Origin of the sequence: Mycobacterium sp. E2989 (assembly GCF_001667595.1) — a bacterium.
Taxonomy (GTDB): domain Bacteria; phylum Actinomycetota; class Actinomycetes; order Mycobacteriales; family Mycobacteriaceae; genus Mycobacterium.
Genome location: NZ_LZJX01000112.1, coordinates 73869 through 99062, shown reverse-complemented (window position 1 = coordinate 99062; position 25194 = coordinate 73869). Strand labels below are relative to the sequence as shown.

30 protein-coding genes are annotated in these 25194 nt (G+C 67.5%); 14 read left to right on the top strand and 16 right to left on the bottom strand.

Annotated features, from left to right (window positions below; translation table 11 throughout):
* Positions 1-40: 40 nt before the first annotated feature.
* Together A5680_RS20455 and A5680_RS20450 are read right to left on the bottom strand one after the other, a co-directional pair.
* A complete protein-coding gene (locus tag A5680_RS20455) occupies positions 41-1066 on the bottom strand; it encodes an NAD-dependent epimerase/dehydratase family protein (protein ID WP_067822582.1) in 1026 nt (341 codons plus the stop codon).
* Positions 1067-1570: a nuclear transport factor 2 family protein gene (locus A5680_RS20450; protein ID WP_067822579.1), complete on the bottom strand. Its 504-nt coding sequence runs from the start codon at positions 1568-1570 to the stop codon at positions 1067-1069. It lies immediately after the preceding gene.
* Between the two features lie 90 nt (positions 1571-1660).
* Between A5680_RS20450 and msrA the strand changes: the two genes are divergently transcribed.
* Positions 1661-2173, top strand: a complete 513-nt coding sequence (gene msrA / locus A5680_RS20445; protein ID WP_055404633.1) for a peptide-methionine (S)-S-oxide reductase MsrA — start codon at positions 1661-1663, stop codon at positions 2171-2173.
* A 10-nt stretch (positions 2174-2183) separates the two neighbouring features.
* Here the strand turns inward: msrA and A5680_RS20440 are convergent, their stop codons facing one another.
* Complete coding sequence (locus tag A5680_RS20440) at positions 2184-3509, bottom strand: cytochrome P450 (RefSeq protein WP_067822576.1); 1326 nt, start codon at positions 3507-3509, stop codon at positions 2184-2186.
* 161 nt (positions 3510-3670) lie between these two features.
* Here A5680_RS20440 and A5680_RS20435 point away from each other — a divergent pair, with 161 nt between their 5' ends.
* A complete protein-coding gene (locus tag A5680_RS20435) occupies positions 3671-4249 on the top strand; it encodes a TetR/AcrR family transcriptional regulator (protein WP_156349660.1) in 579 nt (192 codons plus the stop codon).
* A 48-nt stretch (positions 4250-4297) separates the two neighbouring features.
* Entirely contained in the window at positions 4298-4510 is a 213-nt protein-coding gene (locus A5680_RS20430; protein WP_055404630.1) for a molybdopterin-binding protein, read from the top strand.
* A gap of 12 nt (positions 4511-4522) precedes the next feature.
* Here the strand turns inward: A5680_RS20430 and A5680_RS20425 are convergent, their stop codons facing one another.
* The gene (locus A5680_RS20425) at positions 4523-5413 is read right to left on the bottom strand and encodes an alpha/beta fold hydrolase (RefSeq protein WP_067822573.1); all 891 of its coding nucleotides are present in this window, start codon (positions 5411-5413) and stop codon (positions 4523-4525) included.
* Positions 5414-5442: 29 nt separating this feature from the next.
* Positions 5443-6678: a sulfotransferase gene (locus A5680_RS20420; RefSeq protein WP_055404628.1), complete on the bottom strand. Its 1236-nt coding sequence runs from the start codon at positions 6676-6678 to the stop codon at positions 5443-5445.
* 28 nt (positions 6679-6706) lie between these two features.
* Here A5680_RS20420 and A5680_RS20415 point away from each other — a divergent pair, with 28 nt between their 5' ends.
* Together A5680_RS20415 and A5680_RS20410 are read left to right on the top strand one after the other, a co-directional pair.
* Positions 6707-7282 (top strand): TetR/AcrR family transcriptional regulator, encoded by a 576-nt coding sequence (locus A5680_RS20415; RefSeq protein ID WP_067822570.1) that lies wholly within the window; start codon positions 6707-6709, stop codon positions 7280-7282.
* Positions 7279-8382, top strand: coding sequence for a DUF1214 domain-containing protein (locus A5680_RS20410; RefSeq protein WP_067822567.1), 1104 nt, complete (start codon positions 7279-7281; stop codon positions 8380-8382). Before A5680_RS20415 ends, A5680_RS20410 begins: the two co-directional genes overlap by 4 nt.
* Here A5680_RS20410 and A5680_RS20405 read toward each other — a convergent pair.
* Genes A5680_RS20405 through A5680_RS20390 form a run of 4 tightly spaced genes read right to left on the bottom strand, consistent with a single transcriptional unit; the run spans position 8379 to position 12214 of the window.
* Positions 8379-9419, bottom strand: coding sequence for an LLM class flavin-dependent oxidoreductase (locus A5680_RS20405; RefSeq protein ID WP_067822564.1), 1041 nt, complete (start codon positions 9417-9419; stop codon positions 8379-8381). The two genes, A5680_RS20410 and A5680_RS20405, sit on opposite strands and share 4 nt — an antisense overlap.
* Positions 9419-9943, bottom strand: coding sequence for an SRPBCC family protein (locus tag A5680_RS20400; protein WP_197281295.1), 525 nt, complete (start codon positions 9941-9943; stop codon positions 9419-9421). Before A5680_RS20400 ends, A5680_RS20405 begins: the two co-directional genes overlap by 1 nt.
* Positions 9944-9990: 47 nt before the next feature.
* Positions 9991-11097 carry an acyl-CoA desaturase gene (locus tag A5680_RS20395; protein WP_067822561.1) on the bottom strand — a complete coding sequence of 369 codons (1107 nt, stop codon included), beginning with the start codon at positions 11095-11097 and terminating at the stop codon, positions 9991-9993.
* A 19-nt stretch (positions 11098-11116) separates the two neighbouring features.
* Entirely contained in the window at positions 11117-12214 is a 1098-nt protein-coding gene (locus tag A5680_RS20390; protein WP_067822558.1) for a ferredoxin reductase, read from the bottom strand.
* Between the two features lie 97 nt (positions 12215-12311).
* Here A5680_RS20390 and A5680_RS20385 point away from each other — a divergent pair, with 97 nt between their 5' ends.
* Positions 12312-12959 carry a TetR family transcriptional regulator gene (locus tag A5680_RS20385; protein ID WP_197499824.1) on the top strand — a complete coding sequence of 216 codons (648 nt, stop codon included), beginning with the start codon at positions 12312-12314 and terminating at the stop codon, positions 12957-12959.
* Between the two features lie 48 nt (positions 12960-13007).
* On the opposite strand, the gene A5680_RS20380 is transcribed toward A5680_RS20385, so the two are convergent.
* On the bottom strand, positions 13008-13406 hold the full coding sequence (locus A5680_RS20380; protein ID WP_067822552.1) for a hypothetical protein: 399 nt from the start codon (positions 13404-13406) through the stop codon (positions 13008-13010).
* Positions 13407-13443: 37 nt separating this feature from the next.
* Positions 13444-14049, bottom strand: a complete 606-nt coding sequence (locus A5680_RS20375) for a GNAT family N-acetyltransferase (RefSeq protein WP_067822549.1) — start codon at positions 14047-14049, stop codon at positions 13444-13446.
* A gap of 61 nt (positions 14050-14110) precedes the next feature.
* On the opposite strand from A5680_RS20375, the gene A5680_RS20370 reads away from it, so the two are divergent.
* Positions 14111-15205 (top strand): F420-dependent hydroxymycolic acid dehydrogenase, encoded by a 1095-nt coding sequence (locus A5680_RS20370; RefSeq protein WP_067822546.1) that lies wholly within the window; start codon positions 14111-14113, stop codon positions 15203-15205.
* Positions 15206-15344: 139 nt separating this feature from the next.
* Positions 15345-15923: a hemerythrin domain-containing protein gene (locus tag A5680_RS20365; RefSeq protein ID WP_055405275.1), complete on the top strand. Its 579-nt coding sequence runs from the start codon at positions 15345-15347 to the stop codon at positions 15921-15923.
* A 53-nt stretch (positions 15924-15976) separates the two neighbouring features.
* Here A5680_RS20365 and A5680_RS20360 read toward each other — a convergent pair whose 3' ends face one another.
* Complete coding sequence (locus tag A5680_RS20360) at positions 15977-16873, bottom strand: manganese catalase family protein (RefSeq protein WP_067822543.1); 897 nt, start codon at positions 16871-16873, stop codon at positions 15977-15979.
* A 115-nt stretch (positions 16874-16988) separates the two neighbouring features.
* On the opposite strand from A5680_RS20360, the gene A5680_RS20355 reads away from it, so the two are divergent.
* Together A5680_RS20355 and A5680_RS20350 are read left to right on the top strand one after the other, a co-directional pair.
* The gene (locus tag A5680_RS20355; protein ID WP_067822540.1) at positions 16989-17687 is read left to right on the top strand and encodes a GAF and ANTAR domain-containing protein; all 699 of its coding nucleotides are present in this window, start codon (positions 16989-16991) and stop codon (positions 17685-17687) included.
* A gap of 81 nt (positions 17688-17768) precedes the next feature.
* The gene (locus A5680_RS20350; RefSeq protein WP_055405287.1) at positions 17769-19064 is read left to right on the top strand and encodes an acyl-CoA dehydrogenase family protein; all 1296 of its coding nucleotides are present in this window, start codon (positions 17769-17771) and stop codon (positions 19062-19064) included.
* A 14-nt stretch (positions 19065-19078) separates the two neighbouring features.
* Here A5680_RS20350 and A5680_RS20345 read toward each other — a convergent pair whose 3' ends face one another.
* Positions 19079-19534 carry a MaoC family dehydratase gene (locus tag A5680_RS20345; RefSeq protein WP_067822537.1) on the bottom strand — a complete coding sequence of 152 codons (456 nt, stop codon included), beginning with the start codon at positions 19532-19534 and terminating at the stop codon, positions 19079-19081.
* A gap of 100 nt (positions 19535-19634) precedes the next feature.
* Between A5680_RS20345 and A5680_RS26095 the strand changes: the two genes are divergently transcribed.
* Positions 19635-19808, top strand: a complete 174-nt coding sequence (locus tag A5680_RS26095; RefSeq protein ID WP_197281327.1) for a hypothetical protein — start codon at positions 19635-19637, stop codon at positions 19806-19808.
* Here the strand turns inward: A5680_RS26095 and A5680_RS20340 are convergent.
* Genes A5680_RS20340 through A5680_RS20330 form a run of 3 tightly spaced genes read right to left on the bottom strand, consistent with a single transcriptional unit; the run spans position 19805 to position 21188 of the window.
* The gene (locus A5680_RS20340; RefSeq protein WP_055405279.1) at positions 19805-20206 is read right to left on the bottom strand and encodes a DUF302 domain-containing protein; all 402 of its coding nucleotides are present in this window, start codon (positions 20204-20206) and stop codon (positions 19805-19807) included. The two genes, A5680_RS26095 and A5680_RS20340, sit on opposite strands and share 4 nt — an antisense overlap.
* Before the next feature lie 23 nt (positions 20207-20229).
* The gene (locus A5680_RS20335; RefSeq protein WP_067822534.1) at positions 20230-20838 is read right to left on the bottom strand and encodes a DsbA family protein; all 609 of its coding nucleotides are present in this window, start codon (positions 20836-20838) and stop codon (positions 20230-20232) included.
* 29 nt (positions 20839-20867) lie between these two features.
* On the bottom strand, positions 20868-21188 hold the full coding sequence (locus tag A5680_RS20330; protein WP_067822531.1) for a metal-sensitive transcriptional regulator: 321 nt from the start codon (positions 21186-21188) through the stop codon (positions 20868-20870).
* Positions 21189-21296: 108 nt separating this feature from the next.
* Here A5680_RS20330 and A5680_RS20325 point away from each other — a divergent pair, with 108 nt between their 5' ends.
* Genes A5680_RS20325 through A5680_RS20315 form a run of 3 tightly spaced genes read left to right on the top strand, consistent with a single transcriptional unit; the run spans position 21297 to position 25149 of the window.
* On the top strand, positions 21297-21728 hold the full coding sequence (locus A5680_RS20325) for an MmpS family transport accessory protein (protein WP_067822529.1): 432 nt from the start codon (positions 21297-21299) through the stop codon (positions 21726-21728).
* On the top strand, positions 21725-24631 hold the full coding sequence (locus tag A5680_RS20320; protein WP_067822526.1) for an RND family transporter: 2907 nt from the start codon (positions 21725-21727) through the stop codon (positions 24629-24631). Before A5680_RS20325 ends, A5680_RS20320 begins: the two co-directional genes overlap by 4 nt.
* A 20-nt stretch (positions 24632-24651) precedes the next feature.
* Complete coding sequence (locus A5680_RS20315) at positions 24652-25149, top strand: metallophosphoesterase (RefSeq protein ID WP_067822523.1); 498 nt, start codon at positions 24652-24654, stop codon at positions 25147-25149.
* The last annotated feature ends 45 nt before the right edge of the window (positions 25150-25194 follow it).

Genomic DNA, 25194 nt, shown 5'->3' with positions numbered 1-25194 from the left:
TTTTCAACGCGGGCCGGCGCCCGAGACTTCCCGATCGGCCTTATTCGGGTTGCGCGGCCGGGCTGGCCTTTCGCGGGGTGCGCATGGCGGCCCAGAACCGGGCCGCCTCGCGAATCGATTCCTCGACCGGGCGCGGCTGCCAGCCCAATTCGCGCTTCGCCTTGCTGCTGTCGACCTCGGCCTCGGCGCGCATCATCCGCACCGACGTCAGGCTGAGTTCGGCGTCCTTGCCGGTGAGCCGCGCCTTGAGGGTGCCGGCCGCGGCCAGGGCGTAGAGCATCGGTACGGAGATCGACCGTTGCGGCGGCGGAGTTCCCGCCTCGTCGGCCGCGATGCGCACGACGTCGTTCAGCGCGATCATCCGATCGGACACCAGGTATCGCTCACCGATTCGCCCGTGCTCGGCTGCCAGGATCATGGCCCGCGCGGCGTCGTCGACGCCGACGACCTCCAGCTGGATGCCGTTCATCAAAAAGGGCAGCTTGCCGAACACGGCACCGGCGATGAAGGCGCCGTGCGGGGTGCCGCCCCAGTCACCGCTGCCGTATGTGGTCGACACGCACATCGCGACGGCGGGCAACCCGGCCTCGGCGACGTAGCGCATCACCAGATTCTCGGCCTGCACCCGCGATTGGACGTAGGGGGTCAGCTCGCGGGACCGGATCACGTCCTCTTCGGTCGCGACGTGCCCGTGCCGACGGCCCACCGTCGCGTAGGTGCTCGTGAAGACGAACCTGCGCAGCTGGGGTTGGTTGACGGCGACATCGAGGACGTTGCGCAGGCCGTCGACGTTGGTGCGAAACAGTGGCGCCGGGTCGCGCAACCAGGCGCGGGTGTCCACGACGCAGTAATAGACGTCGTCGACACCGTCCATCGCCTCGCGCAGGGTGGCGTCGTCGAAAACGTCGCCGAGGAAACGGGTCAGCTCGAGGTCGTCGATGGAGCGGGTGTTGGCGTTGGGGCGCACCATGGCCCGCACCTGCGCGCCGTCGGCGACGAGCTGGCGGGTGACGTGGGAACCCAGAAAGCCGTTGGCGCCGATGACCAGCTTGGGTTTGGTGCTCACTTACGATCCTCCGTATTGCCGCATCCAGCGCTCGGCGTCCTCGTCGAGCGTGCCCAGCACCTGCGCCTTGCGGCACCACTTCATCCCCGCGCGCATGAAGCGCAGCGGGTTGTAGATGTCTTCTTCACGGCTCCACTGGCCGTCGCCCGCGTAGGTGATGATCGTGATGTTGGTGGCGCTGATGACGCTGCCGTCGCCGGGGTCGCGCATCGGGTTGTCCAGTTCGAGGATGACCCGCCCGGTGGGCTCGTCGATGACCGACCACAGCGTCGGGAAGGCGACCATGTGGCTGCCCGGGAACGTCGTCATCGTCTGCTTGATCCACTCGCGGACTTCGTCGCGACCCCGCATCGTGCCTGCCGCGTGCTCCACGTATTCGACGTCCGGGGTGTACTGCTCGACCCAGGCGTCCCAGTCCCGGGTTTCGGCGGCCCGGGCCACCGTTGCCTCGAATTTTTCGAAGGCGGCGGACAGTTCACTGCGGGAGAACGAAGGGGTGGTCATGGTGTGCCACTTCCCGAAATCGTCGCGACGTTGCGGCTCATCGGCGGAGTGTAGCCTGGGCGGCACCGAGGCGGGTGAGGAGGACGAGCGATGGCAACCCAAAAGGCGATACTTGCCGGCGGCTGTTTCTGGGGGATGCAAGAACTCATCCGCAAGCAGCCGGGCGTCGTCTCGACCCGGGTCGGCTACAGCGGGGGAGACGTCCCGAACGCGACCTACCGCAATCACGGCACGCACGCCGAGGCCGTCGAGATCGTCTACGACCCGGCGGTCACCGACTATCGGACCATCCTGGAATTCTTTTTCCAGATTCACGATCCGACGACCAAGGACCGCCAGGGCAACGACCGTGGACCCAGTTACCGGTCGGCCATCTTCTACCTCGACGAGGAGCAGAAGCGAATCGCACTGGACACCATCGCCGACGTCGAGGCGTCCGGGCTGTGGCCCGGCAAGGTGGTGACCGAGGTCAGCCCCGCCGGAGATTTCTGGGAGGCCGAACCCGAGCACCAGGACTACCTGCAGCACTACCCGAACGGGTACACCTGCCACTACATCCGTCCGGGTTGGAAACTGCCGCGCCGGGCCACCGCGGACCAGTAGGCCTACCGGCTCAGCGCCGGTGCACCACGATCCGCCCGCCGTCCTTGGGCGTGTAGGCCACGCCCCGGCCGTGCCACCGCTCACCGGGCGCCGTCGTGGCCTCAATGGTGAACTCGCGCAACACCGTTCGCAGCACGACGTCCATCTCCATGTTGGCGAACGCCGCTCCCACGCAGCGGCGGGTGCCGCCGCCGAAGGGTATCCACGCGAAGGCCGACGGCTTGGTCCCGACGTAGCGTTGCGGGTCGAATCGCTCCGGATCTTCGAAGACGTACGGGTTTTCGTGAATCTGGGCGATGCTCACCAGGATTGACTCACCGCGGGGAATGACCCACTCGCCGAGTTGGTAGCGCGGCGGGTAGACCCGCCGGGCGGCGAAATCGATGACCGTCCGCGCCCGTTGGACTTCCAGGATGGCCGCCTGGCGCAGCTCCTGGCCGCCCTCGTCGGCCTCCGCGACCAGCGCCGCCAGCACATCCGGATGCCGCGTCAGCCGCTCGAACGCCCAGCCCAGCGTGGAGGCCGTCGTCTCGTGGCCGGCCGCCAGCAGCGTGAGCAATTCGTCGCCGATGTCCTTGCGGGACATGGCCGAACCGTCTTCGTAGGTACTGCGCAGCATCAACGCGAGCACGTCGCTGCGCTCGTCGAAGTGCGGGTCGGCCCGCTCGGATTCGATCAGCCTGTCGATGACGCCGTCGTACTGGCGGCGCCACTCATCCAGCCGGCCCCACGGCGTGAAGCGGCCGTAACTGCGTTGTGGTTTGGGCATCGTCGCCATCCGCGAGCCCAGCGTGACCCACGGCGGAATGAGCCGGCGCAGCTCGTCGAGTTCGGCGCCTTCGGCCCCGAACACGGCACGCAGGATCGCGTTGAGCGTGATGTGCATCATCGACGGCAGCGTCGCGAAAGGCTCGCCCTCGGGCCAGGTGGCGGTCTCCCGCAACGTCTCCTCTTCGATGATCGCCTCGTACTTCTTCATGCTCTTGCCGTGAAACGGCGGGGCCAGCAACCGCCGCCGGCGGCGATGGTCCTCCCGGTCGAGCGCGAACACCGAGCCGGAGCCGAACAACCGGCTCAGGTTGGGCTGGATGTTGCCGAGCTCGTCGGGGCTGGTGGTGAAGATCTGTTTGGCCAGCTGCGGGTCGGCGACCACCACGACCCGGCCATAGATGGGCAGGTTCAGCGTGAAGACGTCGCCGTGACGGCGGGCCAGCCGCTTGATCATCCCCCGCCGTGACACGGCAAAACCCAGTCCCTGCAACACCTTTGGCAGCCGGGTTGCCGGCGGCATCCGGACGGCGGCGGCCGACGCTGGGGCGGTGACGACTTCACTCATGGCGGGCTGCTCCCCGTATCTGACCCGGATCCGGGCTGGTACCGCGGTGTACCAAATCCTTTCGGAATACGGTACTCTGTGGTACCACACCTGACAAGGGTGCTCTCCCTACCGAAAGGGGCGCCGGCGTGACCCCAGCGGCGACGGCAACGCCTGACGAGGTGGTTCGGGGCGATCCGTTTCGGCTGCGGTTGCTCGACGGCCTGGCCGCCTCGATCGCCGAGCGCGGTTACCGCGCCAGCACGGTCGCCGACATCGTGCGCAACGCCCGCACCTCCAAGCGCACCTTCTACGACCAGTTCGCCAGCAAGGAAGAGTGCTTCCTGGAGCTGTTGCGCGCCGACATCGAGGAACTCGGCGAGAGCATCGCCGCCGCGGTCGACCCCGAGGCCGACTGGCACAAACAGATTCGTCAGGCCGTCGAGGCCTACGTCGCACACATGGAGGCCCGCCCGGCCATCACCTTGAGCATGATCCGCGAGCTCCCGTCGCTGGGCGCCGCCGCCCGCCCCATGCAGCGCCGCGGGCTGCAGCTGCTGTCCAGCCTGCTGATCGACCTCAGCGCCAGCCCCGGATTCCAGCGCGCCGAGCTGCCCCCGCTGACCGCCCCGCTGGCCGTCATCCTGCTGGGCGGCCTGCGCGAATTGACCGCCCTGGCCGTCGAAGACGGAAAACCGGTGCGGGGCATAGTCGAACCGGCCGTCGACGCCTCGATAGCCCTGCTCGGCCCGCGGCACTGAGCGGGCTAGGCTCGATCGCAGACCCTCAACGAGACGGAGGACCTCGCGATGCGGCTATCGACGCGAAACCAGCTCAAAGGAACCATCACCGAGGTCAACCTCGGCACCGTGATGGCGATCGTGAAGGTCAAGCTGGACGGCGGCGACCAGATCGTCACATCCTCCGTCACCAAGGACGCCGCCACGGATCTCGGGCTCGAGGTCGGCCAACCCGCGACCGTGTTCATCAAGTCCACGGAAGTCACCATCGGCGTCGAGTAACCTTGCGGGGGCCTACTTTTCGGCGCGCAGGAAGCTCCGCACCCGGTCGAGCACCAGCTCCGGGCGCTGGTCGATGATCCAGTGCCCGACGCCGTCGACCAGCTCCACCTCGAAATCGCTGATGTGATCGGCATATCCGTCGGTGAGGTCGGGGGTGATCACCGGGTCCTCGGTGCCCGTCAGCCACCGGACGGGGACGCCCACCCGGGCGTCGTCGTACTCACCGCGCATCCAGCGCAGCATCTCGCCGCCCTGGAAGCTGCGATACCAGCGCGAGCCCGCCTCCGCGTGGCCGGGCTGGCGCATGCACTCGGCGTAGATGCGCAGGTCGTCCTCCGGCAACGCGAAACCGCCGCCCACCCATGACCCGAGCAGGCGGCTCGACCGCGAGTTGAGATTGCCGATCATTCGCGGGCCGACGACCGGCAACGAGATCGGGATCTGATACCACAGCCGCCAGATGTTTCGCACCGCCCGCAGATCGCGCTTCACCCAGGGCGCCACCGTGTTGATCCCGAAGAACCCGCTCACCTTTTCCGGGTGGCGCAGCATCATGATGAACGCGGCCGGTCCGCCCCAGTCGTGGGCGACGAACTTGACCGTCGCAACGCCGAGCCGATCCAGGACGGCCGCCAAATCGTCGGCCATCTCGGCCTTGGTGTAACTCGAGCGAGGCGCCGAGCTCCAGCCGGCGCCACGCAGGTCGGGGCACAGCACGCGATAGCCGTCGGCGGCCAGCGGCCCGATCAGGTTGTGCCATTCCCACCAATTCTGCGGGAAGCCGTGCGTCAGCATGACCGCCGGCCCTTCGGCCGGGCCCGCATCCGCGACGTGGATCGTCACCTCGGGTCCGAGCTCCACATACCTGTGTTCGACACCCTCCAGCGCGGGCATAGTGACCATGAGTTGAGAAGGTAGCGGCCCACGGTGGGTTAGGCCAGGAACCGTTCCACATACGGCGCGAAGCGGCCGCGCAGGTCGGCCTCGTCCAACCCGAACATCTCGCAGGACGTCGCGACGTTGCCCAACCGGCCGCGACGGTGGGCCGCCAGGTAATCGTCGATCGCCGTTCGCGCTTCGGCGGTGAACGGCTCGCCCGCCAGGGCGTACACCCGCTCGGCCACCCCGGTCTCGTTCGCCATGAAGTCGTCGAACCGGATGTCGATCGACCGCTCCGGACCGATGACGTCGCGATCGCGGACGAGCGCGGTCAGCATCTGTTCGAGCCGATCGATCCACGACGCCGCGATCTCTTCCACCGGCACCGGCGAGCGGTGCATGCGCGCGGAGTAGGTGATCATCGCGATCATCGAGAGCGCCACCGGCACGGGATCGCGGTGGGTGAAAACCACGATGGCGCTGGGGAATACGCGGTTGAGTACCGGAACCTGCTCGAGATGCTGGGGCGACTTGAGCAGCCAGCGCCGACCGCCACGCAGGAACTGCATCGCCTTGAGTTGCCGGGCCAGGTATTCATAATGCGGCGTCTGGTCGTGGGCCTGGTAGTAGTCGCGCCAGCGGGGCACGTGCGCCAGCGTCTCGAAGAGCATGGTCGAGAAGTCGTTGGCGAGCAGCTGGATTTCCTCGTGGACGTGCTCGGTGGTCATCTCGTGCATCAGCGGGAAGTGCGGCATCACGGTGTTGATCAGCCCGACCGCGACGTCCATGCGCGCCCGCCGGGGATCCGGCTCGATCCCGGCCTCGGCTGGCAACGGGAACGGCTCGACGCTCTCCCAGTACGGCATGGTGCGGAAGGTGGGCGGCGCCGCCAGCAGGTTGTGCAGGTGGGTGGTGCCGGTGCGGGGCAGGCCGGCGATCACCACCGGCGGCTCCAGCTCGATGTCGTCGATCTCGGGATGCCGGCGCAGCAGGTCGGTCAGCAGCAGGCGGTTCTTGAGCAACTGCAGCAGCTGCCCGTAGAAGTTGACGGTCCCCGCGTCGTGGCGTCCGTCGATATCGCGCAGCGCGGCCAGGTAGACCCCGAGCCGCTCGCGATAGTCCGGCGCGCCGAAATCGGCCAAGCCGGTGTCGGCGGCGGCCCTGGCGTGCAGCGCGTCCGCGTCCAGCGGGCAGTCCGGCGCCAGCGAGGCCATCATGTCGAGCAGTTGCTGCGCCTCGGCGCTGAACCGGGGCTGGGCGAGGTCATCGAGGCGAACGGCATCGGTCACGCCGACTTATGTTACTCTGAGTTTCGTAATGGTAGTGGATTTTGGCCGACCCCGTGACCCTCGCATCGACGGCGCCGTGTTGAGCGCGACCGTCGAGCTGCTCGCCGAGACCGGCTACGCCGGGCTGCTGGTGTCCGCGATCGCCGAGCGCGCCGGTACTTCCAAGCCCGCGATCTACCGGCGCTGGCCGAGCAAGGCGCACCTGGTGCACGAGGCCGTGTTCCCCATCGGTGCCGGGACCGCGTTGCCCGACACCGGGTCGCTGGCCGAGGATCTGCGCGAAATGATTTGTCGCTCAATGGCTTTCCTGACCACGCCGGCGGCCCGGGCGGCCCTGCCCGGGCTGGTGGGCGAGATGGCCGCGGATCCGACCTTGCACTCGGCGCTGCTGGAGCGGTTCGCGGGCATCATCGGCGGCGGCCTGGCCGAGCTGCTGAAGCGCGCCGCGGGCCGCGGCGAGGTCCGGCCGGAGGTGAGCGCCACCGAACTGACGGAGGCCATCGCCGGCATCACCCTCATGGGTTTGCTCACCCGCGTCACCGAGCTCGACGACGCCTGGGTGGACCGCACCACCACGTTGCTCCTGAAGGGAATCAGCGCATGACGCACGAAACGACGGCCGCATGGCAGGAGTTGCTCGGCACCCTCGGCACCCTGGACCGGTCGTTCCTGGAGGGCGAGCGGGCGGTGACCGACGAGCGCCACATCGCCGACGGCTACCGCGCCCTGGCCACGGCGCTGGGCGTCGCCCTGGACGCCTACCTGTTCCCCGAGCCCGGCCGCCCGCAGTTCGTCGCGGTGAACACGCCGTTCCGCCGGGACCGCCGGTGGGGCGGCGACAACACCGACGCCTATTACTTCATGTGCCCGGTGGATCCGCGGCGTCGTTACCGCATCAGCGGCAATCGCGGTGACAGCGTGTACTTTTCAGTGACCGCGTACAACGAACCGTCTCCAGGCGCGTGGTCCGACCGGGTCGTCGCGATCGTCCGCGACAGCGATCTCGACATCGACGCCGACGGTGACTTCGCCTTCGAGCTCGGCCCCATCCCCGACGCCGCCGTGCTGATGACCCGCGACTACCAGGCCGATCCGCTGACGGGGCGCCCCGTCGTCTGGCGCATCGAGGCGCTCGACGAGCCGGACCCGATCCGGCACGGCGACGCCGAGACCGCGGCGAGCCTGCGGGCGGCGACCGCCTGGCTGCGCACCATGTTCGCCATCGTCCCGCTGGCGGTCGGCACCCGCGCGGACGACGAGCACGCGCTCGGCCACGAAACCGCGCATGCCGCAAACGAATTCGCCGATCCCTATCAGGTGCCCGACGCCAACTTCGGCTGGTCGGCACGCGACGCCTGCTACTCCTACGGCAGCTTCGTGCTCGACGACGATGAGGCGCTGGTGATCACGCACCGGCCGCCGGAGTGCAGGTTCTGGAACCTGGTGGTGTGGAACCAATTCATGGCCACCTTCGGCGCCTCCGATGCGCGCTGCTCGGTCAACGGGCACAGCGCCGTGCTCAACAGCGACGGCTCCGTCACGATCGTGTTGTCCCGCGCGCTGACCGCGCACCCCAATTCGCTGACCACGCTGGGTTATCCGCGCGGCAACCTCGCCTTCCGGTGGTTCCTGGCGCACGGGGTGCCGCAACGCCCGGAGGTGAAAGTGGTAAAGGCCTCGCAGGCGCCGACCGGCGTGGCCTAGACCTCGGCGACCAACTCGATGGCCCGCCCGAGCGTCGAAAGCTTGGCGTCCAGGGTGTCGCCGGCGGGATACAGCCGCACGGTGTTCACGCCGGCCTCCCGCCACACCACCAGCCGGGCGCGGACCATCTCCTCGGTGCCGATCAACGTGGTGGCCAGCACCATGTCGTCGGTGACCAGCGCCGCCGCGCCGTCGCGGTCGCCCCGCTGCCAGCGCTCGCGCACCTCGGCGGCGACGTCGGCCCAACCCTGCCTGCTGTAGGCCTGGTTGTAGTAGTTCGTGCTCGACGAGCCCATCCCGCCGAGGCTGAAGGCGAGCTCCTTCTTGCGCGCGGCGACCATGTCGCGCAGCTCGTGTTCGTCGGACGCGAAGGCGACTTCGGCGCCCTGGCAGATGTCGACGTCGGCGCGCGTGCGGCCGGCGGCGGTCAGCCCCTCGTCGAGGTGCGAGAAGTACGCCTCGCCGGCGCCCTCCGGTACGAAGCTGGTGCCCAGCCAGCCGTCGGCGATCCGACCGGTCAACCGCAGCATCGCCGGTGACAGCGCGGCCAGGTAGATCGGGATAGGGTGCTCAGGCCGGGTCGACAACCGCATCGGCACCCCTTCGCCGTCGGGCAACGGAATCTGAAACTGCTTGCCCGCGTACGAGATTTTGCCTCCGGCGCACACCTGCCGCACGATGTCGACGGTTTCGGCGATGCGCGCGAGCGGCCGGCTGAACGAGAGGCCGTGCAGGCCCTCGATCACCTGCGGACCCGACGCGCCCAGCCCGAGCAGGAACCGGCCGCCGGACAGGTTGGACAGCGTGATGGCGGTCTGGGCCACCATGACGGGCGAGCGCACGCCGACCTGCAGCACGCCCGAGCCCAGCAGGATCCGCCCGGTGCGGGCCGCGAGGTAGCCCAGCGCGGACGGCGCGTCCGAACCCCAGGCCTCGGCGACCCAGCACACGTCGAGGCCCAGCTTCTCCGCCTCGACGACGAAGTCCGCGGTTTCCCGGGCGGCGCTCGACAGCTCGACCGTCGTCGCGGTGCGCATCAGCGCACCCCGTGCTCGGCCAGCCTCTTGATCGCCGCGAGCGTCTTGCCGATCGCGGCCTCGAATTCGCGCATCCGCACGAAGACGATCTTCTGCTCCTTGTCGGGCATCGATTCGATGGCCACCGACAACCCCGAGCGCCCCGGGCCCATCTGCATCCAGTAGCTCAGCGCGGTGCCGCCATCGCGGGGCGTCAGCCGGAACCGCCACATCGCGGCGGGATGGTCGGGTTCACCGACGGCCCAGGCGAATTCGCGTGGCTCGTCGCACGCGACGATCTGCGACGTGGTGCTCCACCGCCCGAACGCGTCGTGCTCGTTGTGCCCGACGAACCGGGCGCCCACCCGCGGGGCGTCGGCACCCTCGGCCCATTCCACGGCTTGCAGCTCGTTGCTGAGCGTCGGCATCAGCTTGATGTCGGAAACCAGGCCCCACACCCGCGACGGATCGGCATCGATCCACGTCGATGCCTCCACCGTCGGTTTGTCCGCGTAGCGCGCGCCGGTCCACTCCACGCAGCCCATTGTCCCCCGCGCGCAATGCCCGGCGCGCGGGGGACGTGGGCGACGCCTCAGGCCGCGACGGGCTCTGAGTCGGCCGGCCGGCCGGTGGGTTCTTTCCGCCGGATCGAGTCCGGGAAGGTCAGCCGAACGATCTTGCGGACGACGGTGCCGAACTGCCGCGGCAGCGGTCCGCGGTTGTAGGGGATGCCGTAGCGCTCGCAGATCTCCTGCACCTCGGGCGCGATCTCGGCGTAGCGGCGCGCGGGCATGTCCGGGAAGAGGTGGTGCTCGATCTGGTGGGACAGGTTGCCGGAGAGCAAGTGAAACAGCTTGCCGCCGGTCAGGTTTGCCGAACCGAGGACCTGGCGGAAGTACCACATGCCGCGGGACTCGTTCTGGGTCTCCTCGACCGTGAATTCCTGGGTGCCGTCCGGGAAGTGGCCACAGAAGATGATCATGTACGACCACACGTTGCGCATCAGGTTGGCGGACAGGTTGCCCGCGAAGACGAACGGCGCGAACGGCCCGGCCAGCAACGGGAAGGCCACGTAGTCCTTGAGCGTCTGCCGGCGGGTCTTCTTCCAGATCTGCCGCAGCACGTCGCGCTTGTCGGCGAGTTCGATCTCACCGGCGCGGATGCGCTCGGTTTCCAGCTCGTGCAGCGCGACGCCGTACTGGAACAGCACCATCAGCAGGAAGGCGTAGAGCGGGTTGCCCAGGAAGTAGGGCTGCCAACGCTGGTCCTCGCTCATCCGCAGGATGCCGTAGCCGATGTCGCGGTCCATCCCCACGATGTTGGTGTGGGTGTGATGCATGTAGTTGTGCGAGTGGCGCCATTGGTCCGCCGGGCACGCGGTGTCCCACTCGAAGGACCGCCCGGAGATCGTCGGGTCACGCATCCAGTCGTACTGGCCGTGCATGATGTTGTGGCCGATCTCCATGTTGTCCAGGATTTTCGACAAGCCCAGCATCGTGGTGCCCAGCAGCCAGGCGGGCGGCAGGAACAGCAACGCACGCCCGCCGACTTCCAGCGTGCGCTGGGCCTTGATGACGCGGCGAATGTAGTCGGCGTCTTCCGCGCCCAGGCTGGCCATCACGCGCTCCCGGATGGCGTCCAGCTCGCGGCCGAACGCGTCAGCCTGCTCGGGGGTCAGGGTGATCTTGTTCTGTGTCATGGCTTTTCCTCCAATTTGGTCACAGCGATAGACCGACGTCACCGACCGGGACGGACACACAGATCTGCACATCCTCGTCCGGAGCGGTCGAGACCGCGCCGGTGATCAGGTTGCGCACCGTGCCGGTGGTCTTGCGCCGGGTGCAGGTGTGGCAGATGCCCATCCGGCAGCCGTTTTCGGGTGACAGGCCGGCCGATTCGGCCTGTTCCAGCAGGGGGCGTCCGTCGTCGACGACGTCGACCCCGCTGTCGGCGAAGGTGATTCGTCCGCCCGACGGGTTGGCCGGCGCCTCGAACGACGGCGGCACGAAGCTTTCGGTGTGGACGTTGTCGCAGTGGTCTCGCACGGACTCAACCAAAGGCTTTGGGCCGCAGACGAACACCGCATCGGGTTCGGGCATCGCCGCTTGCAGGTGCGCCGCACCGAATCGACCGGTGAGGTCGCCTCCGTCGGCCCGGGTGTAGCCGTGCAGCACGCGAACGCCGGGCAGCGTCGCCAGCTCGTCGCGGTAGCACGCCTCGGCAGGGGTGCGGGCGTAGTGGATGAACGCGACCTCGCCCGGGTGGTCCTGGGCCACCAGGGTGCGCAGCATCGCCAGCACCGGGGTGATGCCGCTTCCGCCGGAGACGAACAGGATCCGCCGAGGTCTCTGGGATCCCCGCGCCGGCAGCACGAAGTCGCCGCCGACACCCGCCAGGCCGACCACCATGCCGCGGTGGGCGCGCTCGTAGAGGTAGTTGGACACCAGCCCGCCGTCGTGCCGACCGATCGTCAGCTCGAGGTTGGCGGCACCTTCGGCGTTGGCCGGCGAGTAGCAGCGGGTGTGCCGGCGGCCGTCGATTTCCACGGCCAGGTTGACGTATTGGCCGGCCTTGACGGTCCAAGCGGACGTGAAGCTGTCGTTCGGGGCGAGCGTGAGGGTGACGCTGCGGGCGGTGGTGCGCCGCACGTCGATCACCTTGGCGCGGGCCTCGTCCAGCGTCCAGGTCGGCGCCACCAGCTCGGTGTACCGGTCGACGCCGTGCGGGCCGGTGAGGAGGTCGAGGAGGTCTGAACCCAAGACTCGCTTCCGAAGACTCCGAGCGAGGGCCCGACCAGAAGTCGTTTGAGTGAACATATGTATACCGTGGGGCCGCACCACCCGGTCAGTCAAGGCTTTACTGCTGGTCTGTGGTAGGGTTCACATAGTGAACAGCCGTACTCCTAGCTCACGGGTGCGCGGTTCTGGTCGCGAACGCTCACGCGAAAGCCGGTCTCGCGAGGAGCGCAAGGAGGCGACCCGGCGCGCCATCATCGCCGCGGCGCTCAAGTTGCTGCAGGATCGCAGCTTTTCCAGCCTGAGCCTGCGCGAGGTGACGCGGGAGGTCGGCATCGTCCCGGCGGCCTTCTACCGCCACTTCGAGTCGATGGAGGCCCTGGGCCTGGTTTTGATCGACGAGTCGTTCCGCAGCTTGCGCGACACCTTGCGCGACGCGCGGGCCGGCAAGCTAGACCCGAACCGGGTGATCGAGTCGTCCGTGGAAATCCTGGTCGCGAGCGTCGCACAGCGGCGGGAGCATTGGCGATTCATCGCGCGCGAGCGCAACAGCGGCCTAAGCGTGCTGCGCTATGCCATCCGCACCGAGATCCGTCTGATCACCTCCGAGTTGGCCACCGACCTCGCGCGCTTTCCGCGGCTGCACGAGTGGAGCACCGAGGACCTCAACGTGCTGGCGACGCTGTTCGTCAACGCGATGATCGTCATCGCCGAGGCCATCGAGGATGCCCAGAGCACCGAGGCGCTGGAAGACATTCGGCGGATCGCGGTCAAGCAGTTGCGGATGATCGCGATCGGCATCGCCGGCTGGAAGAGCAGCCCCTAGCTACGCGCGCCGCCCACGCGTGCAGTGAACAGTCGAACACTGGCGCCCTCACTCCGTCGTCCGGGTGAAGTCCGGCGCCCCGTTCTCGTCGACGACCTCATAGAGCGACTCGCCGTCTTCGGGCGCCCCGTCGATCTGGCCGCGATGAGCGCGCCCGGGCGGACCGTCGGCGACCGGGGCCGCCCCGTCGCCCAGCGCATCGGGAGAGACGTCCGGTTCCTCCTCGGCGAGCCGGGCATCAAGGGATTCGCCCTCGCGCTCTTCCCGCGCGGTCATGCCGAAGCGGTTGGCTTCGCTCCAGTCCTCCGGCGGGTCGACGACGATGTCGCCGTCGTCGTTGAGGAGTTCGTCGGAATCGGTGCCTTCGCTCGCGTTCAGGGTGTCACCGGGCCCGCCTTCCTCGGGAAAGTCCGCGGGGTCGACTTCGCCCTGGGGGTTTTCGCTCATGCGGAAACGGTTGCCCGCCGAATTGGGGGGCTAAACGCTAGCGCGGCGAGCGCCACATCGCCCACATGGTCGGGCCGCCGTCGGGCAACACCAGCTCGCGGGTCACCGTGAAACCGAAACGTTCGTAGTACGGCACGTTTTCGGGCTTGCTCGACTCGAGGTAGGCCGGGCAATATTCGGCGTCGCAACGCTCCAGCCGCGACCTCATCAGCGCCTGGCCGAAACCCCTGCCACGGACCGAAGGGTCGCTTCCGATCGCGGCCAGATACCAGTGCGGCTCTTCGGGATGCGTGCGCTTCATCAGCTCCTGCACGCCGCGCGCCCTCGCGGCGCGCAGGCCGAACACCCGCAGGAACGTCGGGGTCATCGCGAGCTCGCCCAGGCGCGTCTCGCGCCACTGATTCGGCGGATCCCACAGCGCCGCCGCGCCGATGCCCGGGCCGTCGCACGCCACCTCGACGCCGCCGCAGCGCAGATGGTGGTGGCGGGTCATCGTCGCGAACACCCGGTACAGGTTCGCCTTTCGCGCCCGCGCGTCGGGCAGCAGCCACGTCATCACCGGGTCGTCGTAAAACGCCCGGGCCAGCGTGCGGGACAGCTCGCGGACGTCGGCCTTCCGCGCCGGGCGCGCCTGGGGACTCACCCGAGTCAGGCTAGCCGCTGAGCGAGGGTGTCGTTGCCCAAGCGGCGGGTACCTCACTTTGGTGACCGGCGTCTCGCGTCGCGCGTTGGGGCGGATGGCCGCGGGTGCGGGCGTGCTGGGCGCCGCTGGGCTCCCCACCGCGTGCGGGCGTCCGGCGGACGACCACGCCACGCCCGCCGCGCCGCCGCCAACGCGCAAGGGGGTCGGTGTGGTGCTCTCGCACGAGCAATTCCGCACCGATCAGCTGGTGGCGCACGCGCGGGCGGCCGAACAGGCCGGCTTTCAATACGCATGGGCCAGCGACCACATCCAACCGTGGCAGGACAACGAGGGCCATTCGATGTTTCCGTGGCTGACGCTGGCGCTGGTGGGCAACGCCACCAGCCGGCTCTCGTTCGGGACGGGCGTGACCTGCCCCACCTACCGCTACCACCCGGCCGTCGTGGCGCAGGCCTTTGCCTCCCTGGCGATCCTGTATCCCGGGCGGGTGTTCCTGGGGGTCGGCACCGGCGAACGGCTCAACGAACAGGCGACCACCAACGCCTTCGGCAAGTACGCCGAGCGTCACGACCGGCTGGTCGAGGCCATTGGCCTGATTCGCCAGTTGTGGAGCGGAACACGAACCTCGTTCGCGGGCCGCTACTTTCAGACCAACGCGTTGAAGCTCTACGACGCGCCGCCCACGCCGCCACCGATCTTCGTGGCCGCCAGCGGACCCAAGAGCGCAACGCTGGCCGGGCAATACGGCGACGGCTGGATCGGTCAGGCCCGCGACGTCACGAACCCCGCGCTGCTGGCCGCGTTCGGTGCCGGTGCGCGGGCCGCCGGCCGCGACGCGGAGACCCTGGGCAAGCGCGCCGAGTTGTTCGCGGTGGTCGGCGACAACGCCGAGGCCACCGCCGCCGCCGGCCTCTGGCGCTTCACCGCGGGCGCGGTCGACCAGCCGAATCCGGTCGAGATCGAGCGCGCCGCGCAGGTCAACCCCATCGACAAGGTGCTGGCCAACTGGACCGTGGGCACCGACCCCGCCCCGCACATCAAGACGGCGCAGGCGGTCCTCGACGCCGGCGCGGTGCCGTTTCTGCATTTCCCCCAAGGCAATCCGCTGACGGCCATCGAGTTCTACGGCGCCAACGTCCTGCCTAAGTTGCGCTAGCCCGACGGTCGCGCGAATGCGATCGACGTTTTCCCCCAACCACATTCGAAGTCGTCAGAAGCGGACTCCCGGTTTCAACGGCCCGGCCCCGGGTATCCGCAGGCCACTTCGAGTGACAAGCCCGACTGGAAGGCAAGGCATGGACGCAATCACTTTTCTTCGCCACGATCACAAAAGCGTGCTCGGTTTGTTCGAGTCGCTCGACGGGGCGCCGTCGGGCTCGGGCGCCGAGGCGAGCGGCCTGGAAACCGTGGTGAACAATCTCGTCATCGCCGAGTCGCAGCACGAAGCCATTGAGGAGCAGTTCTTTTGGCCGGCGGTGCGCAAGGCGATCGGCGACGGGATCGTCGACAAGGCCATCGAACAGGAGCAGGCCGGCAAGAAGTTGTTGCAGCGGCTCGAGGACGGCAAGCCGGGCGAGCCGGACTATCACGAAGCGCTGCAGGAGTTCATCAAGGCGGGGCGCGAACACATCGCCTACGAACAGGATGTGGTGTGGCCGCAGGTCGAGATGGCGATCGACCGGGAAGAGTTGGAGAAGATCGGCGAAAAGCTGGAGCAGGCAAAGAAAATCGCCCCGACCCGGCCCCACCCGGACACCCCGCCCCACCCGGCGGTGCTCAAGACGATGGGCATGGGCGCGGCGGTCGTGGACCACGTGCGCGACGCCTTGACCGGTCGCGCCGAGGACAACCCGCCGGACCCGCAGGTGAAATAGTCATTTCGAAGACCGGGCGCTGGATCCTCAGCGCCCGGTCTCCGTGTCTTCAATTAGCTTGTGGGCGTGTGCTGTTCGTGCGTGAACGGCTTCTCGGCGGTGATGGCGGGTGAACCCTGCGGGTTCTGCTGCGCACCCTGGTTCTGGCGCGTGCTGCCGCCCAGCCATTGCTGTTCGGGCTTTTCGACGTACTCCCACTCCATGCCCTTCGGCCACGGACCCTGACCCTGGTTCCACGGCCCCCGGATCGATTCGCCGCCACCATTGGACATGTTGAACGCGACGTTCTGGAAACGCGGGTCACCCGGCAACTGCCCCGGCGGGAAGTTGACCGGGAGCTCGTTGAGCGCCGCGGTGAACTGCTGGAAGTGCGTCACTTCCCGCGTCATCAGGAAGGTGAGCGTGTCCTGCACACCTGGATCGTCGGTGTACTGCTTCAGGTACTCGTAGACGATTTTCGCGCGGGACTCGGCGGCCAGGTTACTGCGCAGGTCCACCGTGGGGTCGCCGTTGGCGGTGACGTACGAGCCCATCCAGGGCACCCCCTGGGAGTTACTCACGTCCGGACCGCCACCGTTCAGCGCCAGATACAGCGGGTTGACCGCAGCTTGGTGAATGATCTGGTCGCGACCGTCCCCACTAGCCACCGCGGGCATCCAATCGCACTTCTCGTTGGCAACCTTCAGATTGTCGTTGAGGCCGTCGAGCAGCATCGTGATCATCGAGCCGACCATCTCGAGGTGGCTGAGTTCCTCGGTGGCGATGTCCATGAACAGGTCGTACATCTTGGGATTCTTGTCGCGCAGGACGAACGCCTGCGTGAAGTACTGCATGGCGGCCTTGAGTTCACCGTTGGCGCCACCGAACTGCTCCTGCAGCAGCGTCGCGAACCGCGGGTCGGGCCGGTCGACGCGGACCTCGAATTGAAGATCTTTGTTATGAACGAACATTGGGTCTCCTAGGCTTTTGACGAGAATGGCTCTGGTGTCGCCGGATACCCCCGGCCTTTGCGGACAAACGGTGCGCGGGTGACGGGTCCGGGCCGATCGTGGACAATCGCGTCTTATGGACTCTTCGAACCCGAACGCCGGGCATTCGCTCGCCGTGCGAATGGCCGAGCTTGCCCGCGACATCGCAGCGCCGCGAACGCTCGAAGACGTCCTCACCGACGTGACCGCCGCCGCCGTCGAGCTGATACCGGCCGCCGACGTCGCGGGGGTGCTGCTGATCAAGGGTGGCGGAGACTTCGAATCCGTCGCGGACACCGACGGCCTGGCCGCTGAGCTCGATCAGCTACAGCACGACTTCGATGAGGGCCCCTGCCACGACGCCGCCCTCAAACAAACCATCGTGCGCACCGACGACCTGCGTGACGAACCACGGTGGCCGCGCTACGCGCCGGCGGCCGTGGAACGCGGTGTGTTGAGCAGCCTTTCTTTCAAGCTGTACACCGCGGAACGTACCGCCGGCGCGCTGAACCTGTTCAGCTTCAAGGCCAACGTGTGGGACACCGAAGCCGAAACCATCGGCACGGTCTTCGCCGCGCACGCCGCCTCGGCGATCATGGCCGGGCGCCACGGGCAGCAGATGCAGTCGGCCCTGTCGACGCGGGACCGGATCGGCCAGGCCAAGGGCATCATCATGGAGCGCTACGGCGTGGACGAACTGCGCGCGTTCGACCTGTTGCGCCGCCTGTCCCAGGAGAGTCAGGTCAAGCTCATCGACATCGCGCAGGGCGTGATCGACACCCGCAGCGACGATTGATCTGCCGCCGGCGCCATCTACGATGGGGTGGCTTCATCGACGAGTCCGGCGCGACGTTGCGCCGGGGAACGGGTGGTCACCGTGTGGGATTTCGAAACGGACCCGGAATATCAGGCCAAGCTCGACTGGGTCGAGAAGTTCATGGTCGACGAGCTCGAACCGCTCGACCTGGTGGCGCTCGACCCCTATGACAAGCGCAACGCCGAGATGATGTCGATCCTGCGGCCGTTGCAGCAGCAGGTGAAGGACCAGGGGCTGTGGGCGGCGCACCTACGGCCGGAGCTTGGCGGGCAGGGCTTCGGTCAGGTCAAGCTCGCGCTGCTCAACGAGATTCTCGGCCGCTCCCGCTGGGCGCCGTCGGTGTTCGGCTGCCAGGCGCCGGATTCGGGTAACGCCGAGATCCTGGCGATGTTCGGCACCGACGAACAGAAGGCCCGCTACCTGCAGCCGCTGCTCGACGGCGACATCACCTCCTGCTACTCGATGACCGAACCCCAAGGTGGTTCCGACCCCGGACAATTCGTCACCGCCGCGACCCGCGACGGCGACTACTGGGTGATCAACGGCGAGAAGTGGTTCTCCACCAACGCCAAGCATGCGTCGTTCTTCATCGTGATGGCCGTCACCAACGCCGAAGCCCGCACCTACGACAAGATGTCGCTGTTCATCGTGCCGGCCGAGACACCGGGCATCGAGATCGTGCGCAACGTCGGCGTGGGCGCCGAGTCCTCGGCGCGGGCCAGCCACGGCTACGTCCGCTACACCGATGTCCGCGTGCCCGCCGACCACGTACTCGGCGGTGAGGGGCAGGCGTTCATGATCGCGCAAACCCGCCTCGGCGGCGGCCGCATCCACCATGCGATGCGCACGATCGCGTTGGCGCGCAGCGCTTTTGACATGATGTGTGAGCGTGCGGTGTCCCGCAAGACGCGGCACGGGCGGCTGTCGGATTTCCAGATGACCCAGGAGAAGATCGCCGACAGCTGGATTCAGATCGAGCAGTTCCGGCTCCTGGTGTTACGCACGGCGTGGCTGATCGACAAGCACCACGACTACCAGAAGGTGCGCCGCGACATCGCGGCGGTGAAGGTAGCCATGCCCCAAGTCCTGCACGACGTCGTGCAGCGGGCCATGCACTTGCACGGCGCGCTCGGCGTCTCCGACGAGATGCCCTTCGTCAAGATGATGGTGGCCGCCGAATCACTGGGCATCGCCGACGGCGCCACCGAACTGCACAAGATGACGGTCGCGCGGCGGACGTTGCGTGAATACCAGCCCGTGACAACGCCATTCCCGTCTGCGCACATTCCCACCCGACGCGCGGAGGCGCAGGCCCGGCTGGCCGAGCGGCTGGAGCATTCCGTCGCGGAGTTCTAGCGCCGAGCCAAGTTTCAGGTGATGTAGCGGACGATGCTTTCGGCCACACATGCGGGCTTGGCCGAGCCCTCGATCTCCACCGTCGTCGACATGGTCGCCTGCACGGCGCCGTTTCCGACGTCGTCGAGGCTCACCAGCGATGTCTCCGCGCGCACCCGGGAGCCGACCGGCACCGGGGCGGGAAAGCGAACCTTGTTGAGGCCGTAGTTGATTGCCAACTTGATGCCGTTGACGGTGTAGATCTGGTGCTGTAGCCGCGGCAGCAGCGCCAGGGTCATGAAACCGTGGGCGATCGTCCCACCGAACGGGCCGGCGGCCGCGCGCTCGGGGTCGACGTGGATCCACTGGTGATCACCGGTCGCGTCGGCGAACAGGTTGACGTCCTCCTGGGTGATGGTCACCCAGTCGCTATGCCCGATGGTTTCGCCGGTGGCGGCCGCGAGATCGGCTACCGATTCGAAGGTGCGCATTGAGGTTCTCCTTCACTCCGGGTGGTAACGATAGCGCGTGTTTCACGGCCGCCGGTGGGGGAATGCCTACCCGAACGCCTGAGCGGCAAGGAAGGTAAATATGTCAGACCACAAGGGCCACAAGACCGAGGACGACGTCGAGCCCGAGGCGCACGAGTCGCGGTCGCGGGACGCAGCCGGCGAGGACGACGGCTCTTACGTGGGGGCCGCCGGTTCCGACGACACCTTCGACGCCGGCGAGACGGGCGCCGAGGCGCGGAGCCAACAGGGCTAGCCGAGCGCGCCGATCGCGGCTTGCAGTTTGGCGGTGGCCTGGTCCGCCACGTCCTGCAGGGCCCCCGGCTCGGCGGTCACCTTGACCATGAGCTGGGGATCCATCGCCTCGACGAGGACCGAGCCGTCCGCGCTGTCGGGGTCGGTTCGCACCACGACGTTGCACGGCAGCAGCTGCCCGATCTGGCGATGGATGCCCAGGGCGCGATGCGCCAACGTCGGGTTGCACGCCCCCAGGATCAGGTAGTCCTCCATCTCCTCCCCGAGCTTCTGCTTCAGCGTGGCTTTGACGTCGATGGTGGTCAACACGCCGAAACCCTGCTCGGCGAGAGCGTCCGTCGTCCGTTTCACCGCGTCCTCGAACGAGGTGTGCAAAGTGGTGCTCAACCCGGTTGTCATTTTTCCTCCTCTGTCTGGTTCTGCTAGGCCGCGGCGCGTGGGCGTTGCAGCTGGCTGAATTGTGGAACCGCGGCGAGCGTGGCGACGGCGTCGAACAGAGCGACGGCCTCGTGCGCTTCGGGCAACGCGGTCAGGACGGGCCCGAAGAAGGCACGCCCGTCGATCCGCAGGATCGGGCTGCCGCCGGTCTCGCCGAGCGCATCCTGTCCGGCCTGGTGCCCACGCCGGACGAGTTCGTCCAGGGATCCGTCCGCCATGGCCCCGGCCGTGGCGTGGGTGACGCCGGCCGCGGTCAGCACGTGGGCGACCAGGTCTTCGCCGAGCGGCTCGGAGCGGTCGAAGTATCGCTCGCCGAAGGCGAAGTAGGCGGCAGTCCACCCGGCGGCGCCCCGTTCGCGGGCGACCGCGGCCATCAGCCGGCCCACTTCCAGCGAGTCGCGCATCCGGGCCTGGTGCGCGGGTGAGAGTTCGCGTCCCTCGTTCAGAACCGCCAGGCTCATCTGCTGCCAATCGACAACCATGCCGGTCTTCTCGGCGACGGCGCGCAGCCACCGGGCTGTGTTCCAGGAGAACGGGCACACCGGGTCCAGCCACAGCGTCACCTTCGAGCGACCATCGTCGGCGGGGTTCATCGCTTGACCCTTTCTTAGGCTCCGGACCGTCAGGCCAGGCTGAGGAACAGTTTTTCCAGCTCGTCGATCGACACGGCCGGCCCGTCGGTGCGACCATCCGCCGGCCGGGTGATGCAGTCGCGCAGGCCCGAGGCGATGATCTTGAAGCCGGCGCGGTCCAGCGCCCGCGACACCGCGGCCAGCTGGGTGACCACGTCTTTGCAGCTGCGGCCTTGTTCGATCATCCCGATCACCCCGCCGAGCTGACCGTGCGCGCGACGCAGCCGGGCGAGCACCGCGTCCATGTCGGCGGCATCGTGGCCGGCGACGCCGGCTTCAAGGTGTGAACCGCCGCGAACTTCGTTTGTCATGTCTCCTTCCTACCATACCCAGGGGGGTATATGCTAGATTGTGCGCAATACCCCCAGGGGTATGACAAAGGTGGCCACCGCGGGCCCATGCCATGAAAGGAATCGTCGATGTCCACGTTTCTCAAGCGGGCTTGGGTGCCGCTCGTCGTCGTGGCGGCAGTTGCCCTCGGCGGCATCGCCGTCGAGCGGTTGCGCGGCGTTTTCGGCTCCGACGCGATCTTCACCGCGACGGGCAGCAGCGCCGCACCGCTCGACCCGTCACACGTCAAGCGGGTGACCTACGAGGTCTACGGCCCCGGCGGCACGTCGGGAACGCTGAGCTACTTGGACAAGAACTCGGACCCCCAACAGGTGGACTTCACCGGCCTGCCCTGGACCTTCACGGTCACGACAACCGTGCCCGCCGTGATCGCGAGCGTTGTGGCACAAGGCAATAGCGACGATATCGGCTGCCGCATCACCGTCGACGGGGAGATCAAGGACGAGCGGTCCTCGGCCGGGCGCCACGCCCAAACCTCCTGTCTGGTGAAAGCCGGATGAATACCGATAGCGACGCCCGGCCGAGATTCATGCGGTTCGTCCGCAGGTTCGCGTGGCCGATCATCATCGGCTGGCTGCTGCTCACCGTCGCCCTGAATGTTCTTGTGCCGCCGATCGAGTCGGTCGCGCGTAAGCACGCGGTGACGATGTCGCCCCAGGACGCGCCCGCGATGATCGCCGCCAAGCGCATGGGCGCAACGTTCCACGAGTCGGATTCCGACAGCATCGCGATGATCGTTCTGGAGAGCGATAAACAACTCGGCGACGAGGCGCACCGCTATTACGACGGCCTGGTGCAGAAACTGCAGTCAGACCCCAAGCACGTGCAGCATGTCCAGAACGTGTGGGGCGACCCGCTTACCGCCGCAGGAGTCCAAAGCAAGGACGGCAAGGCCGCCTACGTCCAACTCAACCTGGCCGGCAACCAGGGCAGCACCCAGGGCAATGAATCCGTCGACGCCGTACGGAGAATCGTCGACAAGTCGGCGCCGCCCCAGGGGCTGAAGGTGTACGTGACCGGTCCGGCACCGCTGACGACCGACATGAACGAAGCCGCCGACAAGAGCATGTTCAAGATGATGGGCGTGACGGGGGTGGTCATCATGATCATGCTGTTCATCGCCTATCGATCCGTCAGCACGGTGCTGCTGGTCCTGGTCATGGTCGGCTTCGAAATGGGCACCGCCAGAGGACTTGTCGCGCTTCTCGGCAACTACGAACTGTTGGGATTCTCGACGTTCGTCGTCGCCATGCTGTCCTCGCTGGCGATCGCGGCGGGCACCGACTACGCGATCTTTCTCATCGGGCGCTACCAGGAGGCGCGTCAAGCCGGTCAGGACCGAGAAACCGCCTACTACACCATGTTCCGCGGAACTTCCCACATCATCCTGGGCTCGGGTTTGACGATCGCGGGGGCCACCTTCTGCCTCCACTTGGCGCGCCTGTCCTATTTCAAGGCGCTGGGCATTCCGTCGGCGCTGGGCCTGCTGGTCGTGGTGGCCGGGGCAATGACCGCCGGGCCCGCCGTCGTCGCGGTGGCCACCAGGTTCGGACTGCTCGACCCGAGACGGATGATCAAGACCCGCGGGTGGCGGCGAATCGGCACCGCCAGCGTGCGCTGGCCCGGCGCGGTGTTCGCGGCCTCACTGGTCATCGCGATCGTCGGCATCCTCATCATGCCCAGCATGAAGGTCAGCTACAACGACCGCTTCTATATACCGCGCGGCCTGCCCTCGAACGTCGGATATGCCGCCGCGGAGCGCCATTTCAGTGCCGCCACCATGAATCCCGACATCCTGATGATCGAAAGCGATCATGACATGCGCAACAGCGGCGACATGATCATCCTGGACCGGATCGCCAAGAACGTCTTCAACTCACCCGGCATCGCGATGGTGCAGAGCATCACCCGGCCGTTGGGCGGTCCCATCGAGCACACGTCCATACCGTTCCAGATCAGTGCCCAGTCGATTCCGATCCGGCAGAACATCCAGTTCATGAAGGACCGCACCGACGACATGCTCAAGATGAGCGACGACCTGGGCGCCATGATCGCCTCGATGCGGCGGATGCAGGGCCTGCTCGGGCAGATGGGCGACGCGACCCACCGCATGACCGGCGATATGCACGAGATGCAAACCACGCTGGACGAGATGCGCGACCACCTAGCGGATTTCGACGATTTCGCCCGGCCGTTCCGCAGCTATCTGTATTGGGAACAGCATTGTTTCAACATCCCGGTGTGCTGGGCGTCGAGGTCGGTGTTCGAGGCGATCGACGGCGTCGACAAGTTCAGCGAGAACATGAGCACGCTGATCAAGGAGATGAACAACGTCGACGCGATCTTGCCCCAGATGCTCGCCGAGTTCCCGCCCATTATCGCCGTCGCCACCTCGATGCAGGGGACGCTGCTCACGATGCACAGCAGCTTCTCCGGCCTGGTCACACAGATCACCCAGATGACCGACACGGCGAGCGCGATGGGTCAGGCCTTCGACGCCTCGCGCAGCGGTGACTACTTCTATCTCCCGCCGGAAGCGTTCCAGAATCCCGACTTTCAGCGCGGTCTGCAGCTTTTCCTCTCGCCGGACGGCAAGGCCGCGCGATTCATCATCACCCACGAGGCGGACCCGGCGACGCCCGCCGGCATCTCGGCGGTCATGCCGGAGCTGACGGCCGCACATCAAGCGGTGAAGGGGACCACCCTGACCGGAGCCAAGTTCTACCTCGCCGGCACGGCCGCCATCTATCGCGACATCCAGTCCGGCTCCCACTACGACCTGTTGATCGTCGGTCTCGCGGCGCTGACGCTGATCTTCGTCGTCATGCTGATCATCACGCGCGCTCTGGTCGCGGCAACCGTGATCGTCGGCACGGTGCTGCTGTCGTTGGGTGCCGCCTTCGGGCTCTCGGTGTTGGTGTGGCAGCACCTCTTCGGGCTGGAGTTGAACTGGATCGCGCCGGTGTTCGGGTTGATCATCCTGCTGGCCGTCGGTTCCGACTACAACCTGCTGCTGGTGTCGCGGTTCCAGGAGGAGATCGGCGCGGGGTTGAAAACCGGCATCATCCGCTCCATGGGCGAGACGGGCGGCGTGGTCACCTCGGCTGGCCTGGTCTTCGCCTTCACCATGATGTCGATGGTCGCCAGCGACCTGCGTTCGATCGGTCAGGCCGGCAGCACGATCGGCCTCGGCCTGCTGTTCGACACGTTGATCGTGCGCTCGTTCATGACGCCGTCGATCGCGGCGCTGCTGGGCCGGTGGTTCTGGTGGCCACTGCGCGTGCGGCCCCGCCCGGCCAGCTCCATGCTGCGGCCGTTCGGTCCGCGCAGCGTCGTGCGGTCCCTGCTACTGGGTGAGGCCGCCGATGCGCCCGCCCCCCGGCTCCACACGGCCGGGGTCTGACCACCGCGCAAGATGGGACTGTGCGGCTGCTGCTGATATCCGACACCCACGTCCCCAACCGCGCCCGCGACCTGCCCGCACGGGTATGGGATGAAGTCGCCGCGGCCGACGTCGTCGTGCACGCGGGCGACTGGGTGGTGCCCGAACTGCTCGACGAACTCGACGGCCGGTCGGCCCGGCTCGTCGCCTGCTGGGGAAACAACGACGGCCCGGCGCTGCGGGCCCGGCTCCCGGAGCGCGCGGACGTCACGCTGGCCGGGGTGCGTTTCACGGTGGTGCACGAGACCGGCGCGGCAACCGGGCGAGAAAACAGGATGTCCCGGCTGTATCCCGACAGCCAGGTGCTGGTGTTCGGGCACAGCCACATCCCCTGGGACACCACCACCGCCACCGGATTGCACCTGCTCAACCCGGGTTCGCCCACCGACCGCCGTCGGCAGCCGTTCTGCACCTACATGACCGCCCGCGTCGACGACGGCGCCCTGTCCGACGTGGTCCTGCATCGCCTCCCGAAGTAGCGGGTACATACCTTCTGCACAGCTTGCGCACATAAATAGCTCGGC